This window comes from Variovorax sp. RKNM96 (genome assembly GCF_017161115.1).
In the GTDB taxonomy this organism is placed as follows: Bacteria; Pseudomonadota; Gammaproteobacteria; order Burkholderiales; family Burkholderiaceae_C; genus Variovorax.
Map to the genome: position 1 here is coordinate 3920719 of NZ_CP046508.1, position 20505 is coordinate 3941223.

The following is a 20505-nucleotide window of genomic DNA, read 5'->3' on the forward strand; positions in this document are numbered from 1 at the left end:
TCCGCCAACTTCTTCCGTCCGCGCACCGCGCGGCAACGCCATGCACCCCAACCCACTGTCATCGTCCGCCGTGTCGCGGCGCCTCGTTCTTCGTGCCGGACTCGGTGCAGCGGCCGTTGCCGCCTGCGCGCCGCTGTTCGCCCAGTCGCGCGCCAAGGTCCTGCGCATCGGCTACCAGAAGTTCAACACGCTCAACATCCTCAAGGGCACGGGCCAGCTCGAGAAGTCGCTCGCCCCCAGCGGCGTGAAGGTCGAGTGGGCCGAATTCCTGGGCGGCAGCCAGCTGTCGGAAGCACTGGCCGCGGATGCCATCGACTTCGGCCATGCCTCCGACGGCATCGGCGTGTTCCAGCAGGCCAGCGGCAAGGGCCTTGCCTACCTTGCGGCGGAAAGCCCCTACCCCGGCGGCGTCGGCTTCCTGGTGCCGCGCGAATCGCCGATCCGCAGCGTGCGCGACCTGCGGGGCAAGCGCGTCGTCACGGGCCGCGGCTACAACACGCAGTACGTTCTGATCCGGGCGCTGGAGGCCGCGGGCCTGCGCTACGAAGACATCGATCCGGTCTACATCGTCACAGCCTCCGACACGGTGGCCGCCTACCAGTCGGGCAGCGTCGCGGCCATCGGCCTGTGGGACCCGTTCCTGGCGGGCGCGCAGGTGGCGACCGACTCGCGCCTGCTGTTCGACGGCTCGGGCCTGAGCGGCAACCGCACCTATCACTTCGCGCAGCCCGGCTTCGCACGCGCCAATCAGGAACTGCTGCGCACCGTGTTCGCCGAACTGCGCAAGGCCAACGAGTGGGCGCAGGCGCATCCTGCCGACGTGGTCGCCACGCTGGCGCCGCAGCTCAAGGTCGAGCCCAAGGTGCTGGCGCTCGCGACCGAACGACGTCAATATGGCGTGGTCGCGCTCACGCCGGCCATCGCCCAGGAGCAGCAGGGGCTGGCCGATGTGTTCGCGCAGCTCAAGCTCATTCCGAAACCGATCGAGGTGAAGGACGCCTTCCTGGACCTGAACCTCGTCTGACGCATCCGCCACCGTGACTCAGAACTCTCACTACGACGTCATCGTCGTCGGCCTCGGCGCCCTCGGCGCGGCCACGCTCTACCAACTTTCGCAGCGCGGCGCCCGCGTGCTGGGCATCGACCAGTTCGCACCGCCGCACGACCAGGGCTCCTCGCACGGCGACTCGCGCATCACGCGGCTGGCAGTCGGCGAAGGCGACGAGTACGTGCCCTTCGTGCAACGCTCGCACGCCATCTGGCGCGAGCTCGAGGCCCGCACCGGCAAGCCGCTGATGACCACCACGGGCGGCCTCATCCTCGCGCCGCGCGACCGCGTGGCCGAGCACCACGGCAAGTCCGACTTCGTGCGCCGCACCATCGCCTCTGCGGAGCGCTTCGGCATCGCGCACGAGGTGCTCGACGCAGCCGGCATCCGCGTGCGCTTTCCGCAGTTCAACCTGCAGGGCGACGAGATCGGCTACCACGAGCGCGACGCCGGCTTCGTGCGGCCCGAAGACGCCATCGGCGCACAGCTCGCGGTGGCCCGCGCTTCGGGTGCGCAGACGCGCACCGGCGAGCGCGTGCAGTCGGTCGAACCGGTGGGCAACGGCGACACGGTTCGCGTGCGCACCGATTCGGCGAGTTTCACTGCCGACCGCGTGGTGATTGCAGCGGGCGCGTGGCTTCCCGAATTCCTCGGCCGGCAGGCCCGAGCCGACTGGCAGGCAGACTTTTCGGTCCATCGGCAGGTGATGCACTGGTTCGACACCGGCAGCGCCGCGGCCGATTTCTCGCCCGGCCGCTTCCCCATCTTCATCTGGATGTTCGGCGACGGGCAGGAGGACTACATGTACGGCTTCCCCTCCTCCGACCCCGCGCAGCCCGCGCTCAAGGTCGCGACCGAGCAGTACGTGGCGGCCACCACGCCCGACACCATCGACCGCACCGTGAGCCCCGAGGAAACCGCCGCGATGTACCGCGAACGTGTCGCCGGCCGCTTCCCGCAGATCGGCGGCCGCGCCCTCAAGGCGCGCGCCTGCATGTACACCGTGACGCCCGACCGCCGCTTCGTGATCGATGCGCTCGACGGCCTGCCCCACGTGCTGGTCGCCTCGGCCTGCTCGGGCCACGGCTTCAAGCATTCGGCGGGCCTGGGTGAAGCCATCGCCGAACAGGTTCTGGGCCGCACAAGCACGCACGGCCTCGACCTGCGCCCCTTTGCCCGCCAGCGCCTGCTGGAGAAGGAAACTGCCTAGAGCGGCCCGGCGCGAACGCGGGCATCATGGCTCCCGATCTTTTGATTTCTGGAGCAATGCGCGATGAGATTCTTGGTGGTGGGTGCCGGTGCACTCGGTGGTTATTTCGGCGGCCGTTTGCTGGAGGCGGGGCGCGATGTGACCTTTCTTCTTCGTCCGCGCCGGGCTGCGCAGCTCGCCAAGACCGGGCTCGTGGTGCAGAGCCCTTTCGGCAACCTCGAACTTCCCGCACCGAAGCATGTGCTGGCCGAGAACATCGACGGCCCGTATGACGTGGTCGTCGTCGGCAGCAAGGCCTACGACCTCGATTCGACGATGGATTCGTTCGCGCGCGCGGTCGGCCCGGACACGGTGGTCCTCCCCCTCCTCAATGGCATGAAGCACATCGACCAGCTGGTCGAACGCTTCGGCGACGAGCGCGTGCTCGGCGGCCTCTGCATGATCTCGGCCACGCTCGACGACGAAGGCCGCGTGCTGCACCTGAACGACATGCACGGCCTGAGCTACGGCGAACGCGCCGGCGGGCGCTCGGCGCGCGTCGATGCCATCGCGGCCCAGTTCGCCGGCGCGAAGTTCGACGCCACCGCGAGCGAGACCATCGCGCAGGACATGTGGGAGAAGTGGGTCTTCATCGCCTCGGCGGCGGGCCTTACCAGCCTGATGCGCGCCTCCATCGGCGACATCGTCGCGGCCGGCGGGCAGGACGTGGCGCTTTCGATCTTCGACGAATGCTGCGCCATCGCCGCGCACAACGGCTTCGCACCGCGCCCCGCAGCCATCCAGCGCGGCCGCGCGGTGGTGACGACGGCCGGCTCGCCGATGACGGCATCGATGTACAAGGACATGGTGCGCGGTGCGGCGGTCGAGGCCGACCACATCGTGGGCGATCTCCTCGGCCGCGCGCCCAAGAGCGATTCGCCCGTGCCCACCGTGCTGCGCACCGCCTACGTCCACCTCAAGGCCTACGAGGCCCGGCGCGCCCGCGAGGCCGGCTGAGATCCATGGCCGGCGCGCTCGCCTTCCTCCATACGGCGCAGTCGCATGTGCAGACCTTCGGTCGCCTGGTGCGCGACCTCGCGCCCGATCTCGAGGTGCGCCACCTGGTGATGGAAGAGTTGCTGGCCGATGCGCGCGTCGTGGGCATCGACAACGCGGCGCTGGTCAGGCGCGTGCAGGAGGCCATGCGCGAGGCGGCATCGGACGGCGCCGCGGTGGTCGTGTGCACCTGCTCGACCATCGGCGGCATCGCCGAGAAAACCGCCACCGGCGGCGCCTTCTCGGCCTTGCGCATCGACCGCGCCATGGCCGACCGCGCAGTGCGCACCGGCCCGCGCGTGCTGATCGTCGCGACCGTCGAAAGCACGCTGGAGCCGACCACGGCGCTGATCCTCTCGGCGGCGACGCAGGCCGGCGTCGGCACGCGGCCGAGCGCGCTGCTCGTCGAGGAGGCCTGGGCGCATTTCCAGGCCGGCGATACCGGGCGCTATGTGGAAACGCTGGCAACCGCAATTCGCGGTGCGGTCAGCAGGGCCGACGTGGTGGTGCTTGCACAGGCTTCGATGGCGCCGGTGACGCCGCTGCTTGCGGATCTGGGGATCGATGTGCTGAGCAGCCCGGGGCTCGGGGTTGCGCATGCAGTGGCGACGCTGCGGGCGTCGGGGACGGCGTGGAGCCTTGGGGCTGCCAACCCAATCTGATCCCAATTATCTATTCACTAATTAATCCATCTGATTTGAATTTCCCAATGAAGAAGTAGATAATTTATCTATTCACATTTGTATTCAATGGCCACTGCATCCCCGACCACCGTCGCACTTGCATTCGTCCGCGCGCAGGGCGTGGCCACGAGCGCCGAAATCCAGGCTCATCTCGGCGTCAGCCAAGCGACAGTCTCTCGAGCATTGGCGCCACTGATCCGCAGCGCGGAAATCCTCAAGGTGGGCGCCGCACGCTCCCAGATGTATGTGGTTCCGCGGCATGTCGAGCACGTCGGCACCGAAGTGCCGGTCGTCAAGATCGATGCCGCAGGCAACGCCTTGCCATTCGGTCGCATCGTTCCACTGCAGGGCGGCCGTTGCTGGATGGACGAGCAGGAAGGCCGCAGCGCGCTGCACGACGGCCTGCCCTGGTTCCTGTCCGACATGCGTCCCCAGGGGTTCATCGGCCGCGCATTCGCCCAGGGTCACCCCGAGCTGGGACTGCCTCCGAACCCCGAACACTGGAACGACGACGACGTACTTCAGGCCCTCACCCTGTGCGGAGAAGACCTGCCCGGCAATCTGGTCGTCGGTGCGGAATCGTTCCGTCGCTTTCAAACCATGACCGCGCAACCTGAGCGCGCCGTTGCCATTGCCGACTACCCGTCCATGGCGGACAGCGCGATGCAAGGCACGCTGCCGGGTTCGTCGGCTGGCGGCGAACAGCCAAAGTTCTGCACGATGCGCGATGGCAGGCAAGTCATCGTCAAGTTTTCGCCGGCCGGCGCATCGCCAGCGGACCGCCGTTCGCGCGACCTGCTCGTCTGCGAGCACTTGGCGCTGTCCACGCTCGCGGAGGCCGGCGTGGCCGCGGCCACGACACGCCTTTTCATCGAGGGCGGCCGCGTGTTCCTGGAGGTCGAACGCTTCGACCGCTCGGCACGGGGTCGCATCGGCATGGTGTCATTGATGGCGTACGACTCCCAGTACATCGGCAAGATCGACAACTGGGCCGCCACAGCCAACCGGATGGCCTCACGCGGCCTCTTGCGCGCCGACGATGCGCAGCGCTTGCGTTTCCTTGAAGCCTTCGGTCGACTTATCGGCAACACCGATCGCCACTACGGCAACATCTCGCTGCTCATCGAAGGCAGCGACTGGCGGCTCGCGCCGGCCTACGACGTGCTTCCCACGCTCTATGCGCCCACCAGCGGCGAATTGCCACCGCGCGAGCTGTCGGCCACAGGACTGTTGCCGACAGTCGAAACCCTGCAGGAATGGTCCCGCGCCCGGCAACTGGCAGGCGTGTTCTGGCAAGCCGTGGCGGCCGATGACCGCCTCTCCGCGGCGTTCCGTACGCTCGCGCGGCAGAACGCGCGGCTCGTTGGCGAGATACCAGGGGTCTGAGCCGCAATCACTCCGACTTAAGGACCGTCTCCCCCTTCAGCGCCCCCATGTCCCGCGTATTGAAGCGATGCCGCTTCCACCCCGCCCAGGTGCGGCGGAAGTTCGCGAGCGAGATGCCGTAGTACAGCACCTTGAACATCCGCAGCGCGCCCCACATCGGCGTGCCCTTGTAGATGTCGCCGGCCAGCAGCGACATCAGCGCCTCCTTCACCCGGAACGGATTGCCCGGGTGCATGAACATGTCGCGGATGGTCGGGTTGGTCACGCGGTAGATGAACCACGAGTACTCGCGCGGGCCCTTGCGCATCATGGCCTCGAAGCCCTGGCGCGCGGTTGCCAGCTCGGCCGGCTGGTCGAGCGCGGTGGCCACGAGTTCGGCGCCATCGAACGCGCTGTGCATCGCCAGGTACACGCCCGAGGAGAACATCGGATCGATGAAGGTGAAGGCGTCGCCCAGCAAGAGGTAGCGATCGCCCGTCGCGTGCGTGCTGGAGTACGAGAAGTTGCCGGTGGCATGCACCGCGTCGTCGACCAGCGTGGCGTTCTTCAACCGGTCCACCAGCACGGGGCACAGCGCGATGGTGTCGTAGAAGAAATCCTTCAGCGGCTTGTCGCGCGTCTTCAGGTAATACGGCCAGCAGACCGCACCCACGCTGGTGGTGCCATCGGCCAGCGGAATGAACCAGAACCAGCCGTGCGGGAACCAGCAGATGCTGATGTTGCCTTCCTTCTTGCCCTCCAGCCGCTCGGCGTTGGTGAAGTGGCCGAAGACGGCGGTGCTGTTGTGGTCGGGGTTCTTTTCCTTGCAGCGGAATTTGTTGGCCAAGAGCGTGTCGCGCCCGGTGGCATCGACCACGAAGCGGGCGCGCCAGCTGCGCTTGGCGCCATCGTCCATCTCGGCCTTGACGGTCGCGCCGTCGGCATCGAAGGCCACGTCGCGCACCTTGCAGCCTTCGAGGGTCTGCGCGCCGCGCGTGGCTGCGTTGCGGAACAACAGTTCATCGAGCTCCGAGCGGCGAACCTGCCAAGCGGAGTCGAGCGACTTGTCCCAGCCCTCGGCAAATTCGACATAGCTGCGGTGCTCGTGCTCGGGCGAGACAAACTCGATGCCGAACTTGGGCATGCCGATCTTCTCGACCTGGTCGCGCACGCCGAGCCTGTCGAACAGCTCGACGTTCGCCGGCAGCAGCGATTCGCCGATGTGAAAGCGCGGGTGGTGCGCCTTCTCCAGCAGCACCACGTTGCGGCCTTGCTGCGCCAGCAGTGCCGCAACGGTCGAACCGGCAGGACCGCCGCCGATCACGATCACGTCGCAGGATTCGTTCGCGGTCGGGCCGGGTTCGGTGACTTCAGTCGGGAGAGACATTCAGGCTGCACACGTTGTTTGACAATGCTGCGCAGCATAACGCCCCTCCGCAACTGCCCTTCACCCCGCTGGCAACGCCGTCGCCTTGGTGTAGTCCGCATCCGGCCCCGATGGCGGCGTCAACGCCGGATCGGAGGCCCAGTCGGTGGGCGTGGGCGACAGCTTGTAGCTCAGCGTTCCACCGTCCTTGATCTTGTCCAGCGGCAGCCACGAGCCGGCATAGGTGGTGCCGTTGAGCTTCATCTCACTGATGTAGCGCACGTCGTCGAGCAGGGCCTGCCTGTCGGCTTCGATCCGTAGCTTCTTGCCGTTGCCCAGCCACAGCGTCATGCCCGAGAACTGCGGCGTGGAGACCGCGAGGCCCGGCGCAGAGGGGATCGCCGGATAGAGACCCATCGCGGCCCACACGTACCAGCCCGAGGTCGCGCCCATGTCGTCGTTACCGGGCAGGCCACCCGGTTCCAGGGAGAAGTTCTTCTTCAGGATCACCGGGATGATGTACTGCGCGTGCTTGGCCGAGCCGATCCAGTTGTAGGCCCAGGGGGTCTGGAAGGCCGGCTCGTTGCCGATGTAGTACTTGCTGGAGTGTTCGCCGTTTTCACTGCCGTCGCCATTCAGTTCCTTGCCAGTTGGTTCACGCCCTTTGAACGGATCCGCTGAATCGAGCGAGAACAGCTTGGCGAGCCGGTCGAGAGCACTCGCCTTGCCTCCGAGCTTGTCGATGAGACGGGTCCAGTCATGGGCGAAGGTCCAGATGTAGTTGGTCTCGGACGATTCGTGGAAATCGCCGGGGCCTGCCCACGAACCGTCGGCAGCCTTGGATTCGAGGGACTTGCTCGCGTCGTTGAAGATGTTCTGCCAGTTGCCCGCCCTCTTGAACACCTTCTGGATGACGCCTTGGTCCGCCGCGCGGGTGTCAGGCAGCGCATCGAGAAACGCGCCGATCGAACGGTCCGTGGTGATGGCCTCAAGCGTGGTCGACGACGGATGCTCATAGCCCTTGCCGGACGGAATCCACCCCAGGCTCAGGTAGTCGGCACGGCTGTCGATGTTGACCGGCTTGCCGATCGCATGGATGTTGTTGCATTGACTGTCGGCATCGCCCGCCGACTGCAGCATGTACTTCCGTGCGTTCGCCAGATCGAATTTCTTCGCCCCGAACAGGTAGGAGCCCGCGACGACCGTCGGCGCATGGTCGCCATTCATCGGAACCGTGTCCTCGCTGCCATCCACCCAGTGCGGGAAGGCACCGCACTGCTGAGCGTCGGCCACCAGCGACTGCATCATCTCGCTGGCCTCGTCCGGCGCGATCATCGCCAGCATCTGGGCCTGGCTGCGGTAGGTGTCCCACATCGAGAAGCCCGAGTAATGGGTCTTGTAGCCGGCGTCCTTGCCATCCACCTTGAACTTGTAGTTGGCGACGTTCTCGGTGCCCCGCTTGGGCAGCTCATCGCTCGACTGCTTGATGTCCACCTGCTTCATGCTGCGGTAGTCGCCATTGACGTCGCTGTAGACGGTCGGACCGCTGTAGACGCGGTACAGCGCCGTGTAGAACTTCGAGAGCTGGGTGGTGGCGTCGGCCCTCTGCCCGACATCGAGCTTGTCGATCTCGCCCGGCTTTGCGAGATCGAGCTGGGCCACATTCAGCCGACTGTCCCAGGTCTTCTCCGCCGCCGTCTTCAGGGTGTCGAAGGACCAACCCGCATTTTCGGCTTCGAGGTTCTTCCGGGCATTGGCAACGCTGACCGAAGAGATCCCGACCTTCATCTGCACCGTGAGATCCGTGGCGGCCAGATCGAACTGCAGCAGCGCCGACTTGCCATCGACCCTGGAGCTGGGTTTGAGCGGCTTGTCGAAGGTCGCGTGGAAGTAAACCGGCTGCTTCCACGTTCCGCCGCAGAACTCGTGCGCGATCGCTTTGCCGTAAACGGATTTGCCATCCGCGCTCAGCGTGGTTTCCGTCAGCTGAGGATAGGAGATGCCATCTTGATTGCGGTTGTTGCGAGAGGCATCGATGACAAGGAAGGCCTTGTCCTTGTGCGCATAGCTGAACCTCGCCATGCCGGTGCGTGTCGTCGCGCTCAGCTCGCTCGTGATGCCGTTGTCGAACTTCACCTTGTAGTAGCCAGGCGTGGCCGACTGGTTCGACTTTTTGTAGGGGACGCCACCGTCTCCGGGAATCTGGCCCTCTGTGTGCGGCAGGATCGCCACAGCCCCTTGCCCTCTGCAGCCAGGCCCGTTGAGATGGGTCATGCTGAAGTAGCGGATTCTTGTGTCCGCGTAGTAGTAGCCGCCCGAGCCCTCGTTGTACGGCCGTCCGCTTCCCGTGGTGTCCGGTCCGAAACTGACCATGCCGAAGGGCGTCTGGGCACCCGGGTTGACGTTGCCGGAATGGCCGCTCCCGGTGTCGGACATCATCGTTCCGACAAACAGATTGACGTACTTCGTCAGCGCCATATCGACTCGTGGTTCCGCGACGGGCGGTGCTGCAGGAGGCACCGTCACAACGGGCTCAGTGGCCCCGCTTCCAGCCTCAGGCGCAGCGACGAAGCTGCTCGAGCTACCCCCGCCACACCCCCACAACACCGACGCGGCAACAAGCCCCGCCGCCAAGTTTTTGCATGCGATTTTCTTTTCCATTTTGTCTCCCTTGCTGCTTGCACATCGCCCACGGTCGGGCGCCAAACGGCCGCAGTGTATGTACGGCGCTCGTGCAAGTGCGCTTGTGATTTCCCGAACGAAACCCGGCGTTGGCAGAGCAACAAAAAAAAAGGCGGCCATGAAGGCCGCCGTTTCGGGGGAGCGAGTTTCGCTCAGCCTGCGCGTCGCTGTCCCGCGAGGCGCCGCACCACAGCCACCAGGCGATCCACCTCGTCGAAGGTGTTGTAGAACGCGAGCGAAGGCCGCACCGTCGTCTCGACACCGAAGCGCCGAAGGATCGGCTGTGCGCAGTGATGGCCCGTGCGCACCGCGATGCCTTCGTCGTTCAACGCATGCCCCACCTCTTCGGTGGTGTAGCCGTCGAGCACGAAGGACATCACGCTGGCCTTGTCGGCCGCCGTGCCGATCAGCCGCACGCCCGGGATCGCACCGAGCTTCTGCATGCCGTACACGAGCAGGTCGTGCTCATAGCGCGCGATGTTCTCAATGCCGACCTTGTTGACGTAGTCGATCGCAGCACCCAATCCCACCGCATCGGCGATGTTGCCGGTGCCGGCCTCGAACTTGTTCGGGATCGGCTGGAACACGGTCTTCTCGAAGGTCACGTCGGCAATCATGTTGCCGCCGCCCTGCCACGGCGGCATGTCCTCGAGCACTTCGCGCTTGCCCCAGACCACGCCGATGCCGGTCGGGCCGAACACCTTGTGGCCGGAGAACACGAAGAAATCGGCACCGATGTCCTGCACGTCCACGCGCATGTGCGAGACCGACTGCGCGCCGTCGACCAGCGCCTTGGCGCCGGCACGGTGCGCAAGCTCGACGATCTCCTTCACCGGCACCACGGTGCCCAGCGCGTTGGAGACCTGCGTGACGGCAACGATCTTCGTGCGGTCGTTCAAGAGCTTGCGGTATTCGTCGAGCAGCACCTGGCCCGAGTCGTCCACCGGGATCACGCGCAGCTTCGCACCCTTGGCGGCGGCGAGCTGCTGCCACGGCACGATGTTGGCGTGGTGTTCGAGGTTCGAGACGATGATCTCGTCGCCCTCGCCCACGTGCTGCCCGCCCCAGCTCTTGGCCACGAGGTTGATCGCCTCGGTGGTGCCGCGCACGAAGATCACTTCTTCGACTTCGGGTGCGTTGATGAATTTGCGAACGCGCTCGCGGGCGCCTTCGTACGCATCGGTCGCACGCGCTGCGAGCTCATGCGCCGCGCGATGGATGTTCGAGTTCTCGTGTTCGTAGAAGTACGCGATGCGATCGATGACCGACTGCGGCTTGTGCGTGGTGGCTGCGTTGTCGAACCACACGAGTTGCTTGCCGTTGACGCGCTCCTGCAGGATGGGGAAATCGCGGCGCACGGCGTTGACGTCGAACGGCGGATGCTGGCCGCTGCCGGCGAGCGGTACCGCGTCGGGGCCGCGCGGGTCCGGCTTGGCCGGCGTGACGAAGCCGTTGGGCAGTCGCACCGCATCGACGAAGTAGAACTGCGCATCGCGACCCGCCGGCGCCGAGGGCGGGCTCGGTGGCAACGCGGGTTGAGCGGTCGGCGCCGCAAGACCTGCGAACGGATCGTGAATCGCGAAGCCATCGCCGGCACCTGCCGTCGGATGCCCGTAGCTGTTGTTCAGGAAGTAGAACGGCGACGACGCACCCGCTTGCGGCGCCACGGGTGCACCGACCTGCTGAGGCACGCCCAGCACCGTGCCGCCCGACCGCGGCTCGAAGGCCGGCGCGACCGAGAACACAGTGTCCGGCACGCCGTTGCCCGCCACCGCATGCGGCAGCAAGGCCGGCGCGCGGTTCGCGAGCGAAGGCAGTTGGGTCGGCGATGCGGGCAGCACGTTGGCGCCCGGAATCTGCCCCTGCGGAATCGGCGTGCCCGGCACGCTGGGCCCGAAGCCGGCGGGGCTCACGAGCGGCGAGCCCGGCGGTGCAATGTTGGCGGGAAACTGTGCGCCCGGCACCAGCCCGCTCGCCACGCCGGGCAGCGAGGTCGGCGGCGTGCCTGGCAGCGCGGAGAACATGGCGCTCGCCATGCGCGCGAGGATGGCCGGATCGAACGGCGCCTCGCCCGGAGTCGTGGGTGTACTCACCGCGGCTTACTTGTAGGTGTCGGGATAGTCGTGGTACTTGCCGATCTCGACGTCGTCGAGCACCGCCAGCGCGTCGGTGGTCAGCACCGCGAGCGAGCAATACAGCGAGATCAGGTACGACGCGATCGCATGGTTGTTGATGCCCATGAAGCGCACCGACAGCCCCGGGCTCTGCTCGCCCGAGAGGCCCGGCTGGAACAGGCCCACCACGCCCTGGCGCTTGTCGCCCACGCGCAGCAGCAGGATCTTGCTCTTGCCATCGGCCACCGGCACCTTGTTCGACGGAATCAGCGGAATGCCGCGCCAGGTGATGAACTGCGAACCGAACAGGCTCACGGTCGGTGGCGGCGTGCCGCGGCGCGTGGCCTCGCGGCCGAAGGCGGCAATGGCGAGCGGGTGCGTGAGGAAGAACGCGGGCTCTTTCCACACCTTGGTCAGCAGCTCGTCCAGGTCGTCGGGCGTGGGCGCGCCGGTCAGCGGGAAGATGCGTTGTTCTTCGCTCACCTGGGCCAGCAGGCCGTAGTCGGGGTTGTTGATGAGCTCGCTCTCCTGGTTCTCCTTGATCGTCTCGATCGTCAGGCGCAGCTGCTCCTTGATCTGGTCGTGCGGGCTGCTGTACAGGTCGGAGATGCGGGTGTGCACGTCGAGCACGGTGCTCACGGCATTGAGGTAGTGCTCGCGCGGGTTTTCTTCGTAGTCGACGAAGGTGCGCGGCAGCTGGTTTTCTTCTTCGCGCGAGGTGCAGGTGACCTTGATCGACTCGGGGTTCTTGACCTTGTTGACGCGGTAGATGCCCGCTTCCACCGGCACCCATTGCAGCAGGTGCGTCAGCCAGCGCGGGCTGATGGTCTCGAGTTGAGGGACTGTCTTGGTGGCATTGGCTAGCTGGCGTGCGGCGTTGTCGCCAAGGGCGGTGGTACCACCGACTGTTGCGCTCATGTATTGAAACTCCGTGGAGGGGTGAGAAAGTGGGCGCCAGTGTCCGGCGCCCAAGGGTTTCCCCTCAACAGGCTATAGCCGCCAAGTTGATCCGCCTTGCAAGGCGCGATTGTTCGAGTTGCTCGCAACGCGCGAGTAGGTTCACGATGTTGATGCCCAGTGCCGTCGCGAGCTTCTGCGCGGTGACGATCGACGGAATCACGCGGCCGCGCTCGACCTCCCCCACGTACGAGCGATTGAGGTCCGAGCGCTCGGCGAGCTGCTCCTGCGACCAGCCGTTCGCTTCGCGCAACTGGCGCACGGTGACGCCGAAATCTTCGACAAAGGCTTTCATGGTGCGCTCGCTTTCGGTGCATTCTGCAAACTGGCCTGGGTCACGCTCGCGCCCGGCTTCACGTCGTCGGTGATCCAGACGTTGCCGCCGATGACGGCGCCCTTCCCTAGCGTCACGCGCCCGAGGATGGTTGCGCCCGCATAGATGACCACGTCGTCCTCCACCACCGGATGCCGCGGCAAGCCCTTCTGCAGGTTGCCCTCGGTGTCGGTCGGAAAGCGCTTGGCCCCGAGCGTCACGGCCTGGTAGAGCCGCACGCGCTTGCCGATGACGGCCGTCTCGCCGATCACGACGCCCGTGCCGTGGTCGATGAAGAAGCCCGCGTCGATCTGTGCGCCGGGGTGGATGTCGATGCCGGTCTGCCCGTGCGCCAACTCCGCGACGATGCGCGCGAGCAGCGGCAGCCCGAGCTTGTACAGCTCGTGCGCAAGGCGGTGATGGATCATCGCGAGCACGCCGGGGTAGCACAGCAGCACCTCGTCGACGCTGCGCGCGGCCGGATCGCCCTGGTAGGCGGCGAGCACGTCGCTGTCGAGCAGGCGGCGCAGCTCGGGCAGCGCGTTCGCGAACTGGCGCACGGCCTCGGTGGCGAGGTCGTCGATCTCGCTCGCTGGGCGCGGCTGGAGACGCGCATTGAAATTGAGTTCCAGACGCGCCTGCAGCAGCAGCGCCTGCAAGGCCGCGTCGAGCGTGTGGCCGACGTAGAAGTCTTCGCTCTCGTGACGCAGGTCCGGCGGGCCGAGCCGCATCGGAAAGAGCGCACCCTTGAGCGATTCGACGATCTGCGTGAGCGCATCGCGCGATGGAAACTCGCGCGCGCCGGGCTCTCGCGAGCGCCGCTGTGAATCGCGCCACTCGTCGCGCACGCCATGCAGCGCGCGCACGATGTCGCTTACCTCGAAATGGGCCATGTGTTTTTTCCTCCCTTGAACGTCTTGTGCAGGTCTTGCGCGGGTAGCCGTCAGTCCTGCACCCAGGGCAGCTTGTGGAAGCGCCAGCCGTCTGCACCACCGCGGTGCTGCTGTGCATCGATCTCGCCCTCGAAGCCTTCGAGCACGTTGAAGACCTGAGTGAAACCGGCTTTCGCGGCCGCTTCGGCAGCCAGCGCGGAGCGCTTGCCGCTGCGGCACAGCAGCAGCGCCACGGCGTCCTTGCCGCCCTCTTTCGCGAGCTTGGCTTCGAGCTCGCGCACGAAACGGGGATTGCGCGTGAGCGCGGTGCCGGTGGCCCAGGCCACGTGCAGGCTCTCGGGCACATGGCCGACGAACTTGCGTTCCTCGCCCGAGCGCACGTCGACCAGCACCGCCTGGCCCTTCTGCACCAGATCCCAGGCCACCGTCGGCGTCACGCCGCCGGCATAAGGCCAGTTGTTTTCGGCGGCCTTGGCGCGCGCCTGTTCCAGTGCTTCGGGCAAGACGAGTTCTTCTTCAACTTCCACTGACATGCTGTGCGGCTCCTGTTGTGCGTTGGTATTCGCCTTGATGGCGATAACCACCACTTTAGGAGCGCCGAGCGGAACCTCAAACGACTGAAAAGTCGATTCCTAACAACCGGACGTTGTATAGGCCGATGCTCAAACGACGGCAGCCGCCTCCGCCGCCCGCACGGCCGGCGCGGTGAGGTCCACGCTCTTCCCGCCATCCACGCCATACGGCACATCGCCCGCGATCGTGACCCGGCGCACCACCCGGTGCTGGTCGCCGTAGTCGTTGATCGCGTAGTGCTGCGTGGCCCGGTTGTCCCAGATCGCCACATCGCCCTGCGTCCAGCGCCAGCGCACCGTGTTCTCCAGGCGGTGCACATGGCTCTGCAGCACGCTCAGCAGGTGCTGGGAGTCATACGTCGAATGGCCGGCCAGTCGCTTGACGAAGTGGCCCAGCACGAGGCTGCACTCGCCGGTCTCGGGATGCACCCGCACCACCGGGTGCTCGGCTTCGAGCAGGCGGCGGGTGAACACCTCCTTGTAGCGCTTGACGCCCTCGTCGGCCAGGTCGGCGGGCTGACGCGAGGCGGCGTAGTCGTAGTCGTTGCCATGCACCGCGCGGAGGCGATCGGCCAGCGCCTTCAGGTCGTCCGACAGGCTCTCGTAGGCGGCCACGGTGTTGGCCCAGACGGTGTCGCCGCCATAGGGCGGAATCACGACCGCACGCAGGATCGACACCTGCGGATACGCCACCTCGAAGGTCACGTCGGTGTGCCACGAGTTGGCGCGGCCGCCGTGGCGCGAATCGAGTTCCAGCAGCTTCGTGCCGTCCTTCGAGGGAACGGTCGGATGCGGCACCAGCTCGCCCCAGAGACGGCCGAAGGCCTGCTGCTGCGCGTCGTCCAGGTGCTGCTGTCCGCGGAAGAACAGCACCTTGTGCTTGAGCAGCGCCGCCTTGATCGACCGGAACACCTCCGGCTGCAATTCGCCCGAGAGCCGCACGCCGCGCACTTCGGCGCCGATGTGGCCGGCCTGCCGGACGATGTCGAGTTCGTTGTCTTGTGCAACGGCGGGGGAAGAAAGAACAGCGCTCATCGAAGGTCCTCTTTGGGTTGGATGGAAAGAAAAAACGAAAGGCTCAGTAGGCAAAGCGCAGCCCGGCGGGCAGTCCGCCCGAGGTGTCCGGCGGCAGTTGCGGCGGTGCTTCGGGAAGTGGCGCACCCGCGAACTCGCGCAACACCTCTTCCTTGACATGGGTGAAGGCCAGGTCCACGCGGTTGCGCGGATGCGCAAGCGCCACCGGCACGATGCGGCGGATGCGCCCCGGTCGGGGCTCCATCACCACCACCTTGTCGCCGAGGTACACGGCCTCCTCGACGTCGTGGGTGACCAGGATCATCGTGATGCCCTCGGCCTGCCAGATGCGGTGCAGCTCCTGCTGCAGATGCGCCCGCGTCATCGCGTCGAGTGCGCCGAAGGGCTCGTCGAGCAGCAAGATCTCGGGCCGGTTGACCAGCGCCCGCGCAATCGCCACGCGCTGCGACATGCCGCCCGACAGCTGGTGCGGGTACGCGCTCTCGAAGCCCTTGAGCCCGACCAGCTCAATGTGCGCCTGCACCTCCTTGCGCTTCTGCGCCGCATCGAGGCCCGCGTTCAGCAACCCGAGCGCGATGTTCTGCTGCACGGTGAGCCACGGAAACAGCCGGTGCTCCTGGAACACGATGCCGCGGTCCAGGCTGGTGCCGACGATGCGGTTCCCGTCGATCAGCACCTCGCCGCGGTAGTCGGCCTCGAGCCCGACGATCAGCCGCAGCAGCGTCGACTTGCCGCAACCGCTGGAGCCCACGATGCTGACGAACTCGCCCGGTGTGATGGTCAAGCTGATGTCATCGAGCACCTTGAGCGGTGCGCCCTCGACCTCGTACTGCTTGCTCAGTTGTCGTATTTCGAGTGTTGCGGCGTGTGCCATGTCTTTTTCTCTTTCAGAAGCCGGCCACGGAACGCCCGCGCCAGGCCAGGAGGCGGTTCTCGATGCGCGTCGCGATCCAGTTGAGGGTGAAGCCCACGAGGCCGACCACGATCACGCCGAAGATCACGAGGTCCATCCAGAAGTGGTCGCGCCCGTCGATCATGGTGTTGCCGATGCCCTTGCCCGAGACCAGCAGGTACTCCGCGCCCAGCGTGGCGAGCCACGCGTAGATCAACGCCAGATGCACGCCCGCGAAGATCGAGGGCGATGCGCTCGGCAGCACCACGCGCGTGAAGAGCTGCCAGCGGCTGAAGCGCAGCACGCGCGCCACCTCGACCAGGTCGCCGGGCACGCTGCGGATGCCCTCGAAGGTGTTGAGCACCACCGGGAAGAAAGCCGCGAGCGAGAGAAACGCCACCTTGGCCGCGTCGCCGAGGCCGAACCACACGGACAGGAGCGGAATCCATGCGAACAGCGAGATCTGCTTGAGCGTGTGGAAGCTCGGCCCCACGAGGTTTTCGAACAAGCGCGACAGCCCCAGCGCCGCACCGAAAAGCAGCCCGGCGCTCGCGCCGATCGCAAAACCCGCCAGGTCGCGCCACAGGCTCGCAGAGAGCCCGGTCCACAGCGCCCCGCTCGTGGCCTGCTCCACCGCCCGCTGCCAGACGCTGTCGATCGACACCAGCAGCGGCGAACTCGACCAGCCGAAGCGGAACGCCGCCCACCAGAGCGCTACCAGCAACACGGGCAGCACCCAGCCGCGCAAGGGCTTGGGCACGCGGCGAAAGAGATTCCGGTCCACGGAAGCTGTGCTGCCGCTCATCAGAACCCCGCCCGCCGCCAGCGCAGCAGCCGCGTCTCGACGAGCGCGAGCAGCTTGTCGAGCACGAACCCGACCGCGCCCACCATCACCACCGCCGCCAGCACCACATCGAGCTGGAACAGTTGCCGGCCGAACACGATCATGTAGCCCAGCCCTTCGCTCGACGCCAACAGCTCGACCACCACCAGCGCGAGCCAGGCGTGCGTGAAGCCATAGCGCACGCCGTTCCAGATCGGCGCCAATGCAGCCGGAAACACCACCTTCGACAGCATCTGCCAGCGGCTGAAGCGGAACACCCGCGCCACCTCGATGTAGCGCGTGGGCACGTTCTGGATGCCCTTGAAGGTGTTGAGCGCGATGGGCACGAGCGATGCCTTGGCGATCAGGATGATCTTGAGCGCCTCGTCGATGCCCACCAGCAGCATCAGCAGCGGCAGCCACCCCAGCACCGGCACCTGCGCGAAGGCCTTGAAGAGCGGGTAGGTGTAGTCCTTGAAGGTCGGCGACAGGCCCATCGCCACGCCGAGCAGCAGGCCGCCCACCAGTCCGACGCCGAAGCCCGCGAACACGCGCCAGAGGCTGATGCGCAGGTTTTCGATCAGCTCGCCGCTTTGCAGCGCATCCACAAAAGTGGCGGCCACCGTTTCGGGCGACGGCAGCACCTGCGGCGCGATCCATTCATTGCGCGCCGCGATGTGCCACAAGAGCAGCACGGCCAGCGGCACCGGCCAGGCAAGCAAGAGCCGCCCGATGCCCGACAACCGGGCGCGCCAGGTGCGCCAGGTGCGCCAGGTGCGCCACACGGCAAGCGGCGAAGACCGCTCGGCCGCGGGGAGCGGCAACGATTCCGGAGGCAATACCGCGCTCATGCGGCCACCTCGAATGCGTTTACCGACGAGTGGTCATTCATCGCAACACCGCGACCTGCTTGCCGCTGATCTCGCCGTTGGCCTCGTACACCGGCCAGTAGTTCTCGAGCTTGAGCTCGCGCAGCGATGCATCGAGAAAGCTGCGGTCGAACCAGCTGTCGATCTCGGCCTTGCCGCGCACCAGCTTGAGCGCCAGTGCCTGCTCGGCGGAGTCCTTGTAGCGCTGCACCAGGAACGGATCGAGCAGTGGCGACAGGCGCGTGCGCAGCGGCTGGCCGATGAAGTCCTCGCGCCAGTATTTCTCGGCCACTTCCGCCTTGCCCCATTGCGCGAACACTTCGTCGCGCTGCGACTCGTCGGAATAGCGGCGCGCCACCTTCACCAGCGTGTTCACGATGCGTTGCGTGGCCCTGGGCTGGTTGCGCGCGAAATCGTCCGAGGCCAGCAGCACGGTCTGGCGCGTGTACCTGAACGAATCCTCGGAGGCCGAATAGATCACCTTCGCCACGCCCTTGTCACGCAGCACGAAGAGCTCGACATAGCCGAACGCGCCGTCGATGTCCTTGGTGGCCAGCGCGGCCTGCGCGCCCGGCAGGTCGAGGTTGATGAGGCGCACATCGCTTTCCTTGAGCCCATGTGCCGCCAGCGCGCGCACGGCCGCCAGGTGCAGGTTCGTGCCCTTGTAGAGCGCGATGCGCTTGCCGCGCAGGTCCTCGATGCGCTTGACCGCCGAATCCGGCGGCACCGCCAGGTACAGGCCGTTGCGCACGCCCGAGCCCGCGATGATCCGGGTCTTGACGCCGCCCGCGCGGTGCACGATGGAAGGCAGGTCGCCCTGCCAGGCCAGGTCCAGTTGCTTGTTGACGAGCGCCTCGTTCACCGCCGGCCCCGCGCCTTTGAAGAACACCCACTCGATCTTCGTGCCGTCGGCCTTGAACTCTTCCTCCAGCGCACCGGTCGAGTGAACCAGCGCCGCCGACGAGCCGCCGAAGCGCACCGGATTGCCGACGCCACCGGTCGCCACGCCGATGCGGATGACGGGCGGTGATGCGTCGTTACCGGCAGCCAGCAAGCGCGGCGCTGCGGCAATCAGGGGCCACGCAGCGGCGTGGCGGAGGAACGAACGTTTGAGCATGTGGGGCGACCTTGGCTTCGATGAATCCAAAAGATTCTGCGAGGCGGATGCGCAGGCCGGAAGGAAGCTGTTCGCAGTTCCTCATGCCCCATTCGACTAAGCCATGTTGGCTATATCGACCTGCGCGAAACACAGGCACAGTGGCGCCATGGATCACAAGGTCATCACCCTCATCAAGTGGCTCTTCCTGGCCCTCGGGCTCGCGCTCCTGGTCGGCGCCATCTTCGTGGACCCCGAGGCCAAGCTGGCCCTGACGATCATGGGCGTGATCTTCGCGGGCATCGGCGGCGGCATCATCGCCTTCGGCCGCTGGAGCGCGCAGAAGGAAGCGGACCTGCGCCAGAACGGCCAGCTCATCGAGGCCGAGTTCCAGGAGGTGGAACTCAACGGCAGCCTCGAGGTGAATGGAGAGAATCCCTACCGCATCGTCGCCAAATGGCACGACACCGCGAACAACCGCCTGCATGTGTTCCGCAGCGCCAACCTCTGGTTCGATCCGACGGACTATGTGCCGGAATGGATCCCGGTCTATATCGATCGGAACAACCCCAAGCGCTATCACATGGAGACTTCGTTCCTGCCCAGGCTGCAGTGACGTAAAAAAACCCGGCGCCGCCAGGACGCCGGGTTGTTCGCAATCGCCTGAGGGTCCGTCAGAGCTTTGCGATCGAAACCTCGGTCGACTTCACCAGCGCGACTACGTCGGAGCCGACCTTCAGTTGCAGCTCGTCGATCGAGCGCGTGGTGATGACCGAGGTCACGATGCCCCAGGCGGTCTCGACATCGACTTCGGAGACGACGTCGCCGCGGATGATTTCGCGGACCTTGCCCTTGAACTGGTTGCGCACGTTGATGGCTTGGATGGACATGATGGTTTCTCTTTCAGGTTGAAGAAATAAAGGATGGGATGGAGAGATCAGACGATCTCCGCCACGTCGTCGAACGCGAGCCGGGGCCCGCGCTCGAAAGTGCCGGCGTGATCGGCCACACCGAGATTCACAAGAAAGTTGGCGCGGTAGCGGCCGTCGGGGAAGAACGCCTTGTCGACCAGGTCAGCGTTGAAGCCCGACTGCGGCCCCACGTCCAGGCCAAGCGAACGCGCCGCCAGGATCAGGTACGCGCCCTGCAGGCTGCTGTTGCGAAACGCCGTGGCCTGCGCGGCCTCGGCGCTCTTCTCGAAGAAGGGCTTGGCGTCATAGGCCGGGAACTGCGTGGGCAGGTGCTCGTAGAAGCGGGTGTCGTGCGCCACGATCACCGTCACGCCAGCCGCCAGCGTCTGCGCCGTGTTGCCGGACGAAACTGCGGGTTTCAGCTTCGCCTTGGCCTCCTCGCTGCGCACGAACACGTAGCGCGCGGGCTGCGCGTTGTAGGCGGTCGGGCCCCACTTCACGAGGTCGTAGAGCTTGCGGATGACTTCGTCGGTGATGGGCACCGGCTTGAAGGCGTGCACGGTGCGCGCCTTGCGGAACAGCTGGTCGAGCGCCGCTTCGGGAATGGCGTTGAGTGTTGTCATGGTTTTTCGTTCGTCGAA

General features: G+C 66.2%; 20 protein-coding genes. 6 read left to right on the top strand and 14 right to left on the bottom strand.

Annotated elements, in window-relative coordinates:
* Positions 1-40 precede the first annotated feature (40 nt).
* The 5 genes from GNX71_RS18000 (at position 41) to yjjJ (ending at position 5362) form a co-directional block, all read left to right on the top strand.
* Positions 41-1024, top strand: coding sequence for an aliphatic sulfonate ABC transporter substrate-binding protein (locus tag GNX71_RS18000; RefSeq protein WP_206173584.1), 984 nt, complete (start codon positions 41-43; stop codon positions 1022-1024).
* A 13-nt stretch (positions 1025-1037) separates the two neighbouring features.
* A complete protein-coding gene (gene solA, locus GNX71_RS18005) occupies positions 1038-2258 on the top strand; it encodes an N-methyl-L-tryptophan oxidase (protein WP_206173585.1) in 1221 nt (406 codons plus the stop codon).
* A 63-nt stretch (positions 2259-2321) separates the two neighbouring features.
* Entirely contained in the window at positions 2322-3254 is a 933-nt protein-coding gene (gene panE / locus GNX71_RS18010) for a 2-dehydropantoate 2-reductase (protein ID WP_206173586.1), read from the top strand.
* A 5-nt stretch (positions 3255-3259) separates the two neighbouring features.
* Positions 3260-3955, top strand: coding sequence for an aspartate/glutamate racemase family protein (locus GNX71_RS18015; protein ID WP_206173587.1), 696 nt, complete (start codon positions 3260-3262; stop codon positions 3953-3955).
* Positions 3956-4042: 87 nt separating this feature from the next.
* Positions 4043-5362, top strand: coding sequence for a type II toxin-antitoxin system HipA family toxin YjjJ (yjjJ, locus tag GNX71_RS18020; protein ID WP_206173588.1), 1320 nt, complete (start codon positions 4043-4045; stop codon positions 5360-5362).
* Positions 5363-5369: 7 nt separating this feature from the next.
* Here the strand turns inward: yjjJ and GNX71_RS18025 are convergent, their stop codons facing one another.
* From GNX71_RS18025 to GNX71_RS18080, 12 genes are all read right to left on the bottom strand, one after another.
* Positions 5370-6728 (bottom strand): NAD(P)/FAD-dependent oxidoreductase, encoded by a 1359-nt coding sequence (locus tag GNX71_RS18025; protein ID WP_206173589.1) that lies wholly within the window; start codon positions 6726-6728, stop codon positions 5370-5372.
* A 60-nt stretch (positions 6729-6788) separates the two neighbouring features.
* A complete protein-coding gene (locus GNX71_RS18030; RefSeq protein WP_206173590.1) occupies positions 6789-9185 on the bottom strand; it encodes a GH92 family glycosyl hydrolase in 2397 nt (798 codons plus the stop codon).
* Positions 9186-9541: 356 nt separating this feature from the next.
* Positions 9542-11482 carry a family 2A encapsulin nanocompartment cargo protein cysteine desulfurase gene (locus tag GNX71_RS18035; RefSeq protein ID WP_206173591.1) on the bottom strand — a complete coding sequence of 647 codons (1941 nt, stop codon included), beginning with the start codon at positions 11480-11482 and terminating at the stop codon, positions 9542-9544.
* A 6-nt stretch (positions 11483-11488) separates the two neighbouring features.
* Positions 11489-12421, bottom strand: coding sequence for a family 2A encapsulin nanocompartment shell protein (locus GNX71_RS18040; RefSeq protein WP_042579703.1), 933 nt, complete (start codon positions 12419-12421; stop codon positions 11489-11491).
* A gap of 64 nt (positions 12422-12485) precedes the next feature.
* Complete coding sequence (locus GNX71_RS18045; RefSeq protein ID WP_013541111.1) at positions 12486-12755, bottom strand: helix-turn-helix transcriptional regulator; 270 nt, start codon at positions 12753-12755, stop codon at positions 12486-12488.
* Positions 12752-13666, bottom strand: a complete 915-nt coding sequence (epsC, locus tag GNX71_RS18050; RefSeq protein WP_206173592.1) for a serine O-acetyltransferase EpsC — start codon at positions 13664-13666, stop codon at positions 12752-12754. The genes GNX71_RS18045 and epsC overlap by 4 nt, the downstream gene beginning before the upstream one ends.
* Before the next feature lie 50 nt (positions 13667-13716).
* Positions 13717-14199, bottom strand: a complete 483-nt coding sequence (locus GNX71_RS18055) for a rhodanese-like domain-containing protein (protein ID WP_206173593.1) — start codon at positions 14197-14199, stop codon at positions 13717-13719.
* Between the two features lie 129 nt (positions 14200-14328).
* Positions 14329-15273 (bottom strand): TauD/TfdA family dioxygenase, encoded by a 945-nt coding sequence (locus tag GNX71_RS18060; RefSeq protein WP_206173594.1) that lies wholly within the window; start codon positions 15271-15273, stop codon positions 14329-14331.
* A gap of 43 nt (positions 15274-15316) precedes the next feature.
* A complete protein-coding gene (locus tag GNX71_RS18065) occupies positions 15317-16147 on the bottom strand; it encodes an ABC transporter ATP-binding protein (protein ID WP_206173595.1) in 831 nt (276 codons plus the stop codon).
* A 13-nt stretch (positions 16148-16160) separates the two neighbouring features.
* Positions 16161-16970 (bottom strand): ABC transporter permease, encoded by an 810-nt coding sequence (locus GNX71_RS18070; RefSeq protein ID WP_206173596.1) that lies wholly within the window; start codon positions 16968-16970, stop codon positions 16161-16163.
* Positions 16970-17839 carry an ABC transporter permease gene (locus GNX71_RS18075; protein WP_206173597.1) on the bottom strand — a complete coding sequence of 290 codons (870 nt, stop codon included), beginning with the start codon at positions 17837-17839 and terminating at the stop codon, positions 16970-16972. Before GNX71_RS18075 ends, GNX71_RS18070 begins: the two co-directional genes overlap by 1 nt.
* A gap of 37 nt (positions 17840-17876) precedes the next feature.
* Positions 17877-18974 carry an ABC transporter substrate-binding protein gene (locus GNX71_RS18080; RefSeq protein WP_206173598.1) on the bottom strand — a complete coding sequence of 366 codons (1098 nt, stop codon included), beginning with the start codon at positions 18972-18974 and terminating at the stop codon, positions 17877-17879.
* A 148-nt stretch (positions 18975-19122) separates the two neighbouring features.
* Here GNX71_RS18080 and GNX71_RS18085 point away from each other — a divergent pair, with 148 nt between their 5' ends.
* Complete coding sequence (locus tag GNX71_RS18085) at positions 19123-19569, top strand: hypothetical protein (RefSeq protein ID WP_206173599.1); 447 nt, start codon at positions 19123-19125, stop codon at positions 19567-19569.
* A gap of 58 nt (positions 19570-19627) precedes the next feature.
* Here the strand turns inward: GNX71_RS18085 and GNX71_RS18090 are convergent, their stop codons facing one another.
* Positions 19628-19843: a molybdopterin-binding protein gene (locus tag GNX71_RS18090; protein ID WP_042579699.1), complete on the bottom strand. Its 216-nt coding sequence runs from the start codon at positions 19841-19843 to the stop codon at positions 19628-19630.
* Positions 19844-19890: 47 nt separating this feature from the next.
* Complete coding sequence (locus GNX71_RS18095; RefSeq protein ID WP_206173600.1) at positions 19891-20487, bottom strand: malonic semialdehyde reductase; 597 nt, start codon at positions 20485-20487, stop codon at positions 19891-19893.
* Positions 20488-20505 lie beyond the last annotated feature (18 nt).